10 protein-coding genes and 4 tRNA genes are annotated in these 12508 nt (G+C 69.0%); 11 read left to right on the top strand and 3 right to left on the bottom strand.

Going from position 1 to position 12508, the window contains the following annotated elements:
* The first annotated feature begins 12 nt into the window (after positions 1-12).
* The 5 genes from IEY69_RS00075 to IEY69_RS00055 all read left to right on the top strand — a co-directional run bounded on the left by IEY69_RS00075 (position 13) and on the right by IEY69_RS00055 (position 3793).
* Positions 13-483: a peroxiredoxin gene (locus IEY69_RS00075; protein WP_189071158.1), complete on the top strand. Its 471-nt coding sequence runs from the start codon at positions 13-15 to the stop codon at positions 481-483.
* A gap of 69 nt (positions 484-552) precedes the next feature.
* Positions 553-1488: a PEGA domain-containing protein gene (locus IEY69_RS00070; RefSeq protein ID WP_189071157.1), complete on the top strand. Its 936-nt coding sequence runs from the start codon at positions 553-555 to the stop codon at positions 1486-1488.
* Positions 1489-1587: 99 nt separating this feature from the next.
* Entirely contained in the window at positions 1588-2580 is a 993-nt protein-coding gene (locus IEY69_RS00065; RefSeq protein WP_189071156.1) for an MBL fold metallo-hydrolase, read from the top strand.
* A gap of 131 nt (positions 2581-2711) precedes the next feature.
* Complete coding sequence (locus IEY69_RS00060) at positions 2712-3173, top strand: hypothetical protein (RefSeq protein WP_189071155.1); 462 nt, start codon at positions 2712-2714, stop codon at positions 3171-3173.
* A gap of 179 nt (positions 3174-3352) precedes the next feature.
* A complete protein-coding gene (locus IEY69_RS00055) occupies positions 3353-3793 on the top strand; it encodes an ACT domain-containing protein (protein ID WP_189071154.1) in 441 nt (146 codons plus the stop codon).
* 68 nt (positions 3794-3861) lie between these two features.
* Here the strand turns inward: IEY69_RS00055 and IEY69_RS00050 are convergent, their stop codons facing one another.
* Positions 3862-5004, bottom strand: coding sequence for a citrate/2-methylcitrate synthase (locus IEY69_RS00050; RefSeq protein ID WP_189071153.1), 1143 nt, complete (start codon positions 5002-5004; stop codon positions 3862-3864).
* 100 nt (positions 5005-5104) lie between these two features.
* Between IEY69_RS00050 and tsaB the strand changes: the two genes are divergently transcribed.
* Together tsaB and IEY69_RS00040 are read left to right on the top strand one after the other, a co-directional pair.
* Positions 5105-5680: a tRNA (adenosine(37)-N6)-threonylcarbamoyltransferase complex dimerization subunit type 1 TsaB gene (gene tsaB, locus IEY69_RS00045; protein WP_189071152.1), complete on the top strand. Its 576-nt coding sequence runs from the start codon at positions 5105-5107 to the stop codon at positions 5678-5680.
* A gap of 191 nt (positions 5681-5871) precedes the next feature.
* Positions 5872-7713, top strand: a complete 1842-nt coding sequence (locus tag IEY69_RS00040) for an extracellular catalytic domain type 1 short-chain-length polyhydroxyalkanoate depolymerase (protein WP_189071151.1) — start codon at positions 5872-5874, stop codon at positions 7711-7713.
* Between the two features lie 64 nt (positions 7714-7777).
* Here the strand turns inward: IEY69_RS00040 and IEY69_RS00035 are convergent, their stop codons facing one another.
* Together IEY69_RS00035 and IEY69_RS00030 are read right to left on the bottom strand one after the other, a co-directional pair.
* A complete protein-coding gene (locus tag IEY69_RS00035) occupies positions 7778-9640 on the bottom strand; it encodes an ABC transporter ATP-binding protein (RefSeq protein WP_189071150.1) in 1863 nt (620 codons plus the stop codon).
* A complete protein-coding gene (locus IEY69_RS00030; RefSeq protein ID WP_189071149.1) occupies positions 9637-11559 on the bottom strand; it encodes an ABC transporter ATP-binding protein in 1923 nt (640 codons plus the stop codon). Before IEY69_RS00030 ends, IEY69_RS00035 begins: the two co-directional genes overlap by 4 nt.
* Before the next feature lie 327 nt (positions 11560-11886).
* Here IEY69_RS00030 and IEY69_RS00025 point away from each other — a divergent pair.
* The 4 genes from IEY69_RS00025 (at position 11887) to IEY69_RS00010 (ending at position 12285) form a co-directional block, all read left to right on the top strand.
* Positions 11887-11959: transfer RNA gene (locus tag IEY69_RS00025), tRNA-Thr, on the top strand.
* 70 nt (positions 11960-12029) lie between these two features.
* Positions 12030-12115: transfer RNA gene (locus tag IEY69_RS00020), tRNA-Tyr, on the top strand.
* 7 nt (positions 12116-12122) lie between these two features.
* Positions 12123-12195, top strand: a tRNA-Gly gene (locus IEY69_RS00015).
* 15 nt (positions 12196-12210) lie between these two features.
* A tRNA-Thr gene (locus IEY69_RS00010) sits at positions 12211-12285 on the top strand.
* The last annotated feature ends 223 nt before the right edge of the window (positions 12286-12508 follow it).

Raw genomic sequence — 12508 nt, 5'->3', positions numbered from 1 at the left:
ACAATCGGGCGCATGAGCGTCACGCCCGGACAGCCCGCCCCCGACTTCACGCGCCGCAGCGACGATGGCCGCACCGTCAGCCTCGGCGCGCTGCGGGGTCGCTGGGTGGTCCTGTACTTCTACCCGCGCGCGGGCAGCGCCGGGTGCAGCATCGAGGCGCAGCGGTTCGAGGCGGCCCTGCCGGAATTCGAGCGACTGGGCGCGCAGGTGATCGGCGTGAGCACCGACACCGAGGCGCGGCAGGCGGCGTTCCGGGACTCGTGCCGCCTGAGCTACCCCCTGATCCCGGACGGGGACCGCAGCCTGTGCCGCCAGTACGGCGTGATGGGCACGCTGGGCGGCCTGCTGAACATGGCGTCCCGCGTGACGGTCCTGATCGACCCGGACGGACTGGTCGCGTGGGTGCACCGCAGCGGCAACCCCCTGACACACGTCAGCGGCGCCCTGGCGGAACTGGAGCGGCGCGCCCCTACCCGTGCCTGAACGCCCGGTGCCTGGGCGGGCCGCTGGAACCGTCAGGTGCGGGTCACGCGCGTGCCTTACCCTGGTCTTATGAAGCGTGGGGTCTCGGGGGTTACAGGGCTGGTGCTGGCGGGTCTGCTCAGTGGGTGCGTGCCGTCCCCGCTGCGGGCGCAGTCGGGCGCGCAGCTGCGGGTGTCGGTTCAGCCGGGGTCACGGCCCGTGCAGCCGGTCACGGGCGAGGACGCCCTGTACCGGGCGCCGGGCCCGGGATCACTGAACGTCAGTACGGACCGGCCGGCGTTCGTGACGTCGGTCGTGCTGCCCGCGCAGGGTGGGGCGGTGGTCCTGCCGACCGTGCAGACCCGCCCGGGCGAGGTGATCTCGACGCCCCTGCCGGGCACGCAGGGGTTCACGCAGGTGTTCACGGTGGCCAGTCTGGCGCCCATGCCGCTGGAAGCGGCGACCGGGGCGCGCAGCGTGTCAGACGTGTCGCGGGTGGTCGAGGCGGCGGCGCGCGCGTTGCCGGCCGGGGCGTATACAGTCGGCACGACGGTGTACCGCGTGGTGCGGTTCGGTTCTCTGGACGTGTCGTCGAACTTCAGGGACGCTCTGGTGCGGGTGAATGGGTCGCGGGTGGGAACCACGCCCGTCGCGGTGCCGGACCTGCCGGAGGGGCAGGTGTCGGTGGAGGTGTCCCGCAGTGGGTACAAGACCGTCACGCAGCGCGTGAACATCGTGGGGGACAGCGTGAGCCGCGTGGACGTGACGCTGCGGCCCATCACGGGGACGCTGTCGGTCCGCAGCGACCTGCTGGCAGATCTATTCGTTGAGCGTCAGGGAGCTGGAACGGTGCAGCCGGGAGTGGGACTGGACCTGCCGCTGCGGCCGGGTGTGGTGGCGCTGAACGTGGTGCCGCGTGACCGGCGGTTCGCGGCGCAGAACCTGCTGGTGCGGGTCACGGCGGATCAGGTCAGCCCGGTCATCTGTGAGATTCAGGGCGGCGCGTACACCTGCAAGCTGCCCTGAGGGTGCTCCAGACTGGGAGAGGCGTTGAGGTCTCCCCCTTTTTCGGTGTTCCTGGCGCGGTGTCCAGCGGACGGGCGGGGTGGTGGTACGCTCGGCGGCATGACGGACGCGCCGCTGCTGACCCACGTTCTGGGCGACCTTCACGCCCTGCAGGTGCCGATTCCGTACCCGATGAAGTACGTGACGGTGCTGCTGGACCGCCCGGCGGGTGGGCCGGTCACGATGATCGACTGCGCGCTGGACACCCCGGAGGCCCGCGCGGCGCTGGAGGACGGACTGGCGGCGCTGGGCCTGCACTGGCCGGACGTGGACCGGTTGATCATCACGCATCACCACCCGGACCACTACGGACTGGCGGGCGTCGTGGAGGAACGCAGCGGCGCGCAGGTGCAGATGCTGGACGTGGAGATCGGGCGCGGCGAACGCTACTGGCACCTGTGGGAGGAGTGGCTGCCCGGGCACCTGAAGCACATGCGGGATCACGGCCTGCCGCCCGAGTCACTGGACAGCATGGGCGCCGACAACCGCCGAGGCCGCGAGCGGGTGCATCCGGCGTCGCGCGTGCAGCCGCTGCGCGAGGGACAGCACGTCGAACTCTCGGGGCAGCCGTGGGAGGTGCTGTGGCTGCCCGGTCACGCCGACGGGCACCTGGGCCTCTGGAACGAAGCCGAGGGGACCCTGATCGCCGGGGACGCCATCCTGCCGCGCATCAGCCCGAACGTGGGCCTGTACGCGTACACCCGCCCGGATCCGCTCGGCGATTACCTGCAGACGCTGGGGAAACTGGAGGCACTGAACCCGGCGCGGGCCGTGGTCGGCCACCACGGGCCGGTCATGACCGGCGTGCAGGCCCGCGCGCGCGAACTGCGCGCCCATCACCACGAACGGCTGGATTTCATGGCAGCCGAGGCGGCCCGCGAGCCCCGCAGCGCCTACGACCTGTCCCTGGCGATGTTCCCGCGTGACCTGAACGTCTCGGGTCGCCGCTTCGCCCTGGCCGAGACGCTGGCGCATGTCGAGCACCTGCGCCTGCTGGGGCAGCTGTACCGCACCTGGAACGAGGCGCGCGGCGTGTGGCTGTACCACGCGTAAGGGTTTCAGGTTGATGGTTGACAGTTGATGGAGGGGACAGATCCATCAACTGTCAACCATCAACCATCCTCCCCCACGGACCGTGGACGCCGTGACCGTCCCGGGCGTGGTTGCGCTTTATACTCCGGCGCATGACAGCATCCCAGTCGGAACTGCAGCGGATCATGGCGGCGCTGCAACAGAGCGGCCTGACTGTCGAGGCGGTCGAGGACGGCGCGCTGATCCAGGACGGTGAGACGCGCGTGGCGATGTTCGCGGAGGCTGATCCGCAGGGTGGGGTGATCGTGCGCCTGCACCTGGACCTGGACCTGTACGTCGAGGAGGACAGCCTGCCGGACATCCTGATGGGCATGAACCTGATGAATCAGGGCCTGGACTACGGCATCCTGAACCTCGATCCGGTGGACCCGGAGGAGGATGCGGATGAGGACGCGCCGCTGACGTTCGCGGTGCTGGGCCGCAGCGTGCTGTGGCTGGCGGATCTGGGCGTGGCGGAACTGGACCGTCTGCGGGAGCACCTGCGCCGCTTCGAGCGGGAGGTCACGGAGACGGTGGAGCGCACCCTGCACGGCAGCAAGGGCCTGAGCGCGTAACGCTTCGTCGGGGTCACGGGCGCGCCGGTGCCCGTGGCCCTTTCCGTGTGCTTGGGCCTATTCCGCGTGGTCCGGGCGGCGTACGGTGGGGGCCTGAACTGACGGTTGGCGTGGTGGGTGGTCGCCGGAACGTGTGTTCTGCCCGTGGGCTGGGCAGCGGCAGTCATGGGGTGATGGGCATGACCAGAGGCGTGCAGGGTCGAGGTCGGGCGGCGCGGGCGGGCGCGATGCATTTCACGATGCTCAGCCGGGGCCGGGTGTACGGGCTGTTCCGGTCGCTGGACGGCGTGCAGGCGTGCACGTCGCGGCTGCTGGCGTTGGGGCTGGGGGATCAGTCGGTGCAGCTGCTGATGGGTGAGGACGGCGTGGCGGCGCTGGACGCGGACGGGCGGCGGCACGGGTTGTGGGCGCAGTTGCTGCGGCTGATGCAGGGCGCGACCGACGAGCGGGTGCATGTGGAGCGTTACGTGGAGGCGCTCGGCTGGGGCGAGATCCTGCTGAGCGTGGACGTGTCGGACCAGCCGGGCCGCCTGCCGGAGGTGGCGGGGGCGTTCCGGGAGTCCGGGGCGCACTTCGTGAATCATTACGGGGCGTGGGTGGTCGAACCGATCTGCGCGTAGGCGGGAACAGAACAGGAAGAGGGGCAGGCTGACCCGTGCGGGTTGCCTGCCCCTTTCTGTCCTGCCGGTTACTGGCGGTCTTGCAGTTGCACGTAGTGCGCGTCGGTGGCGCCGGTGTACACGGCGTCGGGGCGCAGGAGGCGGTTGTTGCCGGTGTACTCGATCAGGCTGGCGCACCAGCCGCTGATGCGGGCCAGCGCGAAGATGGGCGTGAAGTATTCCTTCTTGATGCCCAGGTCGCTGTACACGGTGCCGCTGTAGAAGTCCACGTTCGGGTAGATGCCCTTACTGCCGATGCGGTCCACGACGACCTTCTCGATGGTCTCGAGAATCTGGTAGTAGTTGCTCTTGCCTTCCTTGCTGGCGACCACTTCGGCGTAGTCACGCAGGACGCGGCTGCGGGGGTCGAAGTACTTGTACACGCGGTGCCCGACACCCATGATCTTCTCTTTGTTGTCGAGCTTCTTCGTGATGTAGCCTTCGGCCTTGTCGGGCGTGCCGACCTCGTCGAGCATGTCCATGACGGCCTCGTTCGCGCCGCCGTGCAGGGGGCCCTTCAGCGCGCCGATGGCGCTGGTGATGCAGGAGTACATGTCACTCAGCGTGCTGCCAGTGGCGATCGCGGTGAACGTGCTGGCGTTCATGCCGTGATCGACGTGCAGCACCAGGGCGATGTCGAACAGGCGGGCCTGCTCGGCGGTGGGTTCCTTGCCGCTGAGCATGTACAAGTAGTTCCCAGCGTGCGTCAGGTCCATGCGGGGCGCGATGATGTCCTGCCCTTCCTGCGCGCGGTTGATCGCGGCGATGATCGTGGAGAACTGCGCGATCATGCGCGTGGCGATGGCGCGCCGGGCCTCGGGGCTGGTGTCCTCAGACTGGGGGTCCAGCAGGCCCAGGTAGGACACGGCGGTGCGCAGCGCCTGCATGGGGTGCACGCCGCGCGGCATACCCTTGATGATCTCCACGAGCGCTTCGGGAATGGCGCGGTTGGCTTTCAGGTCCGCGTCGAACTGCGCGAGCTGCGCGGCGGTGGGCAGCTGGCCGTTCAGCAGGGCCAGGGACAGTTCCTCGAAGGTGCTGTTCTCCGCCCATTCCTGAATCGGAATGCCCAGGTGGGTGAGGATGCCTTCGGTGCCGTTGATGAACGTCAGTTTGCTCTCGGTGAAGAGAACGCCTTCGAGTCCTTTGGCGATACTGGCGGTGTTCGTCATGATGATCGAGCATACCACCGGGCCGCTTTGCGCCGCCCCCTGAGCGACGTTCCCGGCGGGGTGACAAACGCCGGGGAATCGGCCTCTACAATGCCCGGCGATGACTGAGCACGCTGCCCCTGCCTCCCTGAAGCCGGACGTGACCCTGGCGCTGGACACGGCGACGCCGTGGCTGACGCTGGCGCTGGTGTGGCCGGGCGGGTCGCTGGGGGTGTCGCGTGAGGTGGGCCGGGCGCACGCGGAGCTGCTGCCGGGCGCGGTGCAGGCGCTATTCGCGCAGGCGGGGGTGCCGCTGCGGGCGGACGCCGTGGTGATCGGCACGGGGCCGGGGTCGTACACGGGCGTGCGGGTGGGCGCGAGTTACGCGCTGGGCCTGGGGCGGGTGTGGGGCGCGCCGGTCCTGGGGGTCAGCACGCTGGAGGCGCTGGTGGGCGGGGACGGCGTGCAGGGCGTGTCGCTGGATGCCCGCAAGGGGAACGTGTACGGCGCGCGGTACGACGCGCAGGGCAGCGTGGTGCGCGCGACGTTGATGCCGCCCACGCGCCTGCCGCTGGAGGAGTTCCAGGCGCGGCTGGACGGCGCGCCTCACCACGCGGACACCGCGCCGGACGGTCTCGCGCTGCTGCGCGCCGGGCTGGATCACGGCGCGCGGGACTGGGCGCTGGCGTACCTGTAACGGCGACCGGGCGAGGCGGGGCGCAGGGAGCCGTGAAGCCTGCACCCCGCCTGCTGTGTGTAACCGGCGTGTGACGCCCGGCGCTTAGGGTGGGCGGGTCTAGCCTCAATTCCTTCTCCCGGCGGCCCGCGTCGGAACTGCTGTCGTTCCGCTGCCGGAGCGCGCCGCGCCCGCTTCCTGTGAGGTCCGTCATGAACCGCGCCGCCCTGCTGTCTTTGCCGCTGCTGCTGGCTGCCTGCGCGCAGGCTCCGTCCTCTCTCCTGTCCGCGCCGCCCGCACTGCACGCGCAGGCGACCGGCACCACGACTACCGGCAGCGCGACCGGGGCTGGCGTGACCCGCAACTACACGCTGTACACGCCCACGGCCGGGGCGGGCGCGGCGCGGCCCCTGGTGGTCATGCTGCACGGCTGCACGCAGTCCCCGGCGGATTTCGCGGCGGGGACACGCATGAACGATCTGGCGGACACGCAGGGGTTCCTGGTCGTGTACCCGGAGCAGCCCGCAAGCGCCAATCAGAACAAATGCTGGAACTGGTTTGAACCGGCGCATCAGGCGCGCGGGCAGGGGGAACCGGCGGCGATCAGGGCGGTCGTGGACGCCGTGAAGGGCAGGGTGAACGTGGACCCCGCGCGGGTGTACGTGGCGGGCCTGTCGGCGGGCGCGGCCATGAGCGTGATCATGGGGGCCACGTACCCGGACGTGTTCAGCGGCGTGGGCGTCGCGTCGGGGCTGGAGTTCAAGGCGGCCACAAGTTCCTCGGCGGCGTTCACGGCGATGAACAGCGGCGGGCCGAACCCGGACGCGCAGGGCACGGCGGCGTTCAACGCGATGGGGACGTTCAGGCGGACGGTGCGGACCATCGTGTTCCACGGCAGCAGCGATTACACGGTGTACCCGGTGAACGGGGATCAGGTGGCGGCGCAGTGGGTGCAGACGAACGACCTCGCGGACGACGGGCAGGACAACGGAAGCCGCAGTACGGCGCAGGTCACGTCCCGCACGGGGACGGTGGGCGGGACTGGCGGCCGGGCGTACACCGTGAAGTCCTTCGCGGGTGGCGTGGTCGAGCAGTGGTCCGTGACGGGCATGGGGCACGCCTGGAGTGGTGGGAGTACCGCCGGGTCGTACACGGACCCGAAGGGACCGGACGCCAGCGCGGAGATGTGGCGCTTCTTCAGCGCGGGGTCGGGGGGTGGGGGCGGCACGACGCCGGACACGACCGCGCCGGTCGTGAGCGTGTCGCCTGCGCCGGGCACGTACGTGGGGCCGCTGACGGTCACGCTGTCCGTCAATGAGCCGGGCACGGTGTATGCCACCACGGACGGCAGCGATCCGGTCAGCAGTGCCTCGCGGGTCGCGCTGGCGGGCGGGGGCAGCGTCACGCTGAGCAGCAGCGGCACGGTGCGGGCGTACGCGGTGGACACGGCGGGGAACGCGTCGGCCCCGCAGACGTACGCGTACACGCTGACGGCCGCGCCGGACACGGCGGTGTCGTTCAGCTCGGTGGCGGCGCAGGACGGGTACGTGGCGGCGAACACGCCGTCCGCCACGACCGGCGGGTACGTCGTCGCGTCGGGCGGGATCAGTGTGGGGGACAACGCGGACGCCCCGTGGAAGGGCGTGCTGTCGTTCGACACGTCCAGCCTGCCGGACGGCGCGACCGTGACCGGCGCGACCCTGACGGTGCGCTACAGCCTCGTGCCGAACGGGAATCCCTGGGCGGGCGGCGCGGCCCTGACGGCGGACGTGAAGGGCGGCTGTCTGGGCGCCACCTGCGCACTGGGCACGGACGACTTCGCGGTGGCCGTCACGGCGGCAGGCGCGGCCTCCTTCGCGGCGCCTGCGGGCACGGCGGCGGGCACCACCCTCAGCGCACCGCTGAACGCCTCGGGGCTCGCGGCGATCAACCGGGTGGGCAGCACGCAGCTGCGCCTCGCCTTCACGGGCGGCACGGCCCGCAGCAACGGCCTGAGCGACTACCTCACGCTGGGCGAGGGCACGCAGGTCACGCTGAACGTCACCTACCGCTGACCTCCACGGGAAAGGGGCGCCGGTTGCGGACGGTACCGCAGCGGCGCCCCCTCGGCATTCTGGTTCAGTCGGCAGCGTCGCCCTGCGCGTACTGGAGGCGGTGCAGTTTGGCGTAGTAGCCGCCCTTGTCGAGCAGCTGGCGGTGGCTGCCCTGTTCGACGATGCGGCCCTTGCGCATGACCACGATGCGGTCGCAGTGTTCGATGGTGCTGAGGCGGTGGGCGATGATGATGCTGGTCCGGCCGCGCATGACGCGTTCCAGCGCGGCCTGGATGCGCAGTTCGGTTTCGGTGTCGACGTTGGCGGTGGCCTCGTCGAGCACGAGCAGGATGTCCGGGTTCTGGATCAGCGCGCGGGCGAAGGCCAGCAGCTGCTTCTGCCCGGTGGACAGGGTCGCGCCGCGTTCACGGACCTCGGTCTGGTAGCCGTGCTCGAGGCTGAGGATGTAGTCGTGCACGCCGACGTACCGGCAGGCCTCCACGACGCGCTCGTGGGGAATGGCGGGGTTGTTCAGGGTGAGGTTGCTCTCGATGGTGCCCGCGAACAGGAACACGTCCTGCAGCACGACACCCACGTGTTTGCGCAGGTCGTGCTGCTGGAGGTCGCGGACGTTCACGCCGTCCACCTTCACCGCGCCGCGCTGCACGTCGTAGAAGCGGCTGACGAGGGCCGTGACGCTGGTCTTGCCCGCGCCGGTCGCGCCGACCAGGGCGACACTCTCGCCGGGCTGGATGTCCAGGTCGATGCCGCGCAGGATCCAGCGGTCGTCGGTGTCGGGGGTGGTGGCGGTGACGTCCTGGTCGTACGCGAACCAGACTTTGTCGAAGGTGACGCGGCCCTGGAAGTCCGGCAGGGTCTTGGCGTCCGGTTTGTCCTGGATGGCTTCCTCGGTGTCGAGCACGCCGAAGATGCGTTCGCTGCTGGCCATGGCCGCCTGCAGGTTGTTGAACACGTCCGCGAGGTCCTGGATGGGCTGGAACAGCTGCTGCGAGAGCTGCACGAACGCGAACAGCGTCCCGACGGTGATGGCTCCGGCGACCACGCCGTCCACGCCGAGGATCTGCCGCGCGGCGAAGTACAGGATCAGCGCGACGGCCACCTGGGCGAGCACGGCGACGACGGGCATGAACAGCGAGAACCACTTGACGCTGTTCTCGTTCGCGGCGAGCAGCGCGCGGTTGCTGAGGTTGAAGTCCAGCGCGCTGCGTTTCTGCCGGGCGAACAGCTGCACGGTGAGCATGCCGGTGATGTTCTCGTTCAGTTTGCTGTTCACGATGGCCTGCTGGGTGCGGGTCACGCGGAACGAGTCGCGCAGGCGAGTCTGGAAGAAGCGGGTGGCGAGGAACAGGACGGGCAGCACCGTGAACGAGATCAACGCCAGGCGCCAGTTCACGGTGAGCATGATCACGACGTATACGACGATGATGAATGTGCTCTGGATCAGGCTGACGAGGCCGCCGGTGATGAACTGGTTGATGGCGTCCACGTCGCTGGTGACGCGGGTGATCAGGCGCCCGACGGGGTTCTGGTCGAAGTACGCGAGGTGCAGGCGCTGCAACTTGCTGAACACGTCGGCGCGGATGTCACGCAGGACGTTCTGGCCCAGGTAGCCGATGGTCAGGATGAAGCCGTACTGCAGGGCGAATTCCATGACCTTCAGGCCCATGTAGGCCAGGGCGGTGGTGGTCAGGCCGCTGATCAGCGCGTCGCGGCTGGTGGCCTGTCCCTGCGCCAGCGGGGAGAGGTACGCGTCGATGGCGTGCCGCTGAATCAGGGCGAACAGCGGGGAGGCCAGTGAGATCAGCAGGGCCAGCAGCACGCCGCCGATCACGAGGGGCAGGTAGGGGCGGACGTAGTGCAGGATGCGCCGCACGAGCTGCGCGTCGAAGCCCTTCTGGTAGGCGTCGGTCTGATCGGGGCGGGTCATCGGGTCACCTTCAGCTGGAGCTGGTCCTGTTCGAGCTGATCGGCGGCCGCTTCAGGGTCGGCGATGGGGTCGTCTTCGCTGTCGAGGTCGCTGGCGAGGCGCTGGAGGCGTTCCAGCTGGGCGTAGTGACCGTTCTGGGCCAGGAGGTCGTCGTGGCTGCCCTGTTCGGTCACGCGGCCATCCTCGAGCACGACGATCTGGTCGGCGTGGCGCAGGGTGCTGACGCGGTGCGCGATCAGGATGACGGTGCGGCCCTGGCTGACCTCGCGCAGGCCGTCCACGATGCGGCGTTCGGTCTCGGTGTCCACGGCGCTCAGCGAGTCGTCGAGGATCAGGATGGCGGGTTCCCGGACGATGGCGCGGGCGATGGCGGTGCGCTGCCGCTGCCCGCCGCTGAGGGTGACGCCGCGCTCGCCGAGCATGGTGTCGAAGCCCTGCGGGAAGTCCTCCACGTCGTCAAGTAGGCCCGCGAGCCTCGCGGCGTTGCGGACGCGTTCGGGGTCGGGCGTCTGGGGGATGTCGTCGGGTGGGGGCGCGCCGACCACGCTGACGCCCGTGGGTACGATGGGCAGGTCGCGGGCCTCAATGCCGAAGCCGATGTTGTTGGCGATGCTGTCCCCGAACAGGAAGGGTTCCTGCGGGACGACGCTGATCGCGTCGCGCAGGACGCTCAGGGGCACGGTCCGCACGTCGTGCCCGTCAAGGCGCACGGTGCCGCTGCTGGGGTCCATGGCGCGGGTCAGCAGCTGGCCCAGCAGGGTCTTGCCGCTGCCGGTGGGGCCGGTGATGCCCAGGAACGTCCCGGCGGGCACGTGCAGGTTCACGCCGTTCAGGACGGTCGTCTGCCCGTACTTCAGGGTGACGTTCTCGAAGCTGAGGTCGCCCCGCAGCGCGCGGATGTTGGGGTCGGTGCGGCCGGGTTCGTCCCGCACGAGCGGCTGCGCGTCAAGGATCTCCTTCAGGCGCAGCCAGGAGGCCAGGCCGCGCTGGGTGATGCTGGTGATCCAGCCGATCATCAGCATGGGGAAGGTCAGGCGTTCCAGCGTACCGACGAACTGCACGAACATCCCGACCGTGAAGGTGCTGCCGGGTTCGAGGATCAGGCGGCCGCCGACGAGCAGGATCAGGCCGAACGCGAGGCCCAGCAGCAGGCTCATGAAGGAGCGCAGCGGGCCGTCCACCTTCGTCAGGGCGATGTTGCGGCGGAGCAGTTCGAGGTTCATGGCGCGGTAGTCGTCGATCTCGCGGTCCTCGATGGCGTAGCCCTTGACGACGCGGGCGCCGCTGAAGTTCTCCTGCGCCTTGGCGGAGATCAGCGAGTTCTGTTCCTGCGCCAGGCGGTGGCGGACGTTGATCTGCCGCGCGAGGTACGTCAGGACGCCCACGATGACCGGCACGATCGCCACGACGATCAGCGTCAGGCGCCAGCTGAGGCTGAACATGACCGCGAAGGCCGAGATGAAGCCCGCGACGATGTTCACGATCTGCCACGCGCCGAAGCCCAGCATCTCGCGCACGGCGTTCAGGTCGCCGGTCAGGCGGTTCATCAGGTCGCCGGTGCGGGCGCGGTCGTAGTAGGGCTTGTCGAGGGTCTGCAGGTGCCCGAACAGATCGCGGCGGATCTCGTACTCGGACTGGCGGGACGCCACGACGATGTTGCGGCGCATGACCAGCATGAAAAAGCCCGCGGTCAGGGCGGCGGCGACGACGCCCAGGGCGTACAGCCCGGCGGTGGCGGCCGTGATGCCGGGCGTGGCGGCGTTGCCGTCCACCTGCCCGGTCAGGCCGTCGATGGTCAGGCGGATGAGGTAGTACGGCAGCAGGTTCACGGCAGTGGCGATGACCACGGCGATGAGCCCGATCACGTACTGGCGGGTGTGCAGGCGCAGGTACGGGAGCAGGGAGCGGAAACTGTCCAAGGGTGGTGCCTCCTGAGGCGGTGGGGAGGGCGGGGCCAGAGCGGTTCAAGGTGCGGCGCACCTGTGCGCCCGCGAGAATACGCCTGTCGGCTGGCTGCGAAATGCGCCACATGGCGCATATGCACCGCAGGTTCAGGGATCGCTCAAGGCGCAGCTCGTGGCCCTGACCGGGCTGCCTGTGGAGCAGCGCGGCGGCCGCATTCGGGAGGTGATTGACACTCCTGGGGGGGACTGCTACTATTCACAGCCGGAAGTGAACGCGCCCAGCGCCGGAACAACCGCACTCAGAGGCCGGACATTGTTCCAGCGCTTTCAGACAGGAACGGTGCCACCCTAGCTCAACTGGTAGAGCACCCGACTTGTAATCGGAAGGTTGGGAGTTCGATTCTCCTGGGTGGCTTCAAACACAATCAACCTCACCACAGGGAAGATTGTGCGCTTTGAGAAAGGCGAAACAGTGGGTACAATACGGGTAGGTGGCCGAGTGGTTAAAGGCGACAGACTGTAAATCTGTTCACGTAAGTGTACGGCGGTTCGAATCCGCCCCTGCCCACCACGATCACGCGGGAATAGCTCAGTTGGTAGAGCGTCAGCTTCCCAAGCTGAATGTCGCGAGTTCGAGTCTCGTTTCCCGCTTTCTCACCCCCCAACGCTTCTGTAGCTCAGTGGTAGAGCACTCCCTTGGTAAGGGAGAGGTCGTCGGTTCAATCCCGACCAGAAGCTCCAACATGGCGCGGCCTCTTGTGGGTCGCGCCTCTTCTCTAGGCCCCCATTCCGGACCGACCGCTGAAACCCAAGGAACCCTCTTTGCGTTCACGCGGCGGCCCTGTACACTGTCAAGGCTTGCCTGCACAGCGGGCAGTCCACTCTCAGGAGGACACACTCATGGCTAAAGGAACGTTCGAGCGCACGAAGCCCCACGTGAACGTGGGCACCATCGGTCACGTCG

Origin of the sequence: Deinococcus sedimenti (assembly GCF_014648135.1) — a bacterium.
In the GTDB taxonomy this organism is placed as follows: domain Bacteria; phylum Deinococcota; class Deinococci; order Deinococcales; family Deinococcaceae; genus Deinococcus; species Deinococcus sedimenti.
Note: the sequence above shows the minus strand (reverse complement) of the source record. Positions and strands in the feature narration are given on the sequence as shown.

What these genes read in the sequence shown, in the direction of transcription:
- IEY69_RS00040 (WP_189071151.1), top strand. Translation starts at nt 5,872, where the DNA reads ATGAACCGCGCCGCCCTGCTGTCTTTGCCGCTGCTGCTGGCTGCCTGC.
- IEY69_RS00050 (WP_189071153.1), bottom strand. Translation starts at nt 5,004, where the DNA reads ATGACGAACACCGCCAGTATCGCCAAAGGACTCGAAGGCGTTCTCTTC.
- IEY69_RS00075 (WP_189071158.1), top strand. Translation starts at nt 13, where the DNA reads ATGAGCGTCACGCCCGGACAGCCCGCCCCCGACTTCACGCGCCGCAGC.
- tsaB (WP_189071152.1), top strand. Translation starts at nt 5,105, where the DNA reads ATGACTGAGCACGCTGCCCCTGCCTCCCTGAAGCCGGACGTGACCCTG.
- IEY69_RS00035 (WP_189071150.1), bottom strand. Translation starts at nt 9,640, where the DNA reads ATGACCCGCCCCGATCAGACCGACGCCTACCAGAAGGGCTTCGACGCG.
- IEY69_RS00060 (WP_189071155.1), top strand. Translation starts at nt 2,712, where the DNA reads ATGACAGCATCCCAGTCGGAACTGCAGCGGATCATGGCGGCGCTGCAA.
- IEY69_RS00055 (WP_189071154.1), top strand. Translation starts at nt 3,353, where the DNA reads ATGACCAGAGGCGTGCAGGGTCGAGGTCGGGCGGCGCGGGCGGGCGCG.
- IEY69_RS00065 (WP_189071156.1), top strand. Translation starts at nt 1,588, where the DNA reads ATGACGGACGCGCCGCTGCTGACCCACGTTCTGGGCGACCTTCACGCC.
- IEY69_RS00070 (WP_189071157.1), top strand. Translation starts at nt 553, where the DNA reads ATGAAGCGTGGGGTCTCGGGGGTTACAGGGCTGGTGCTGGCGGGTCTG.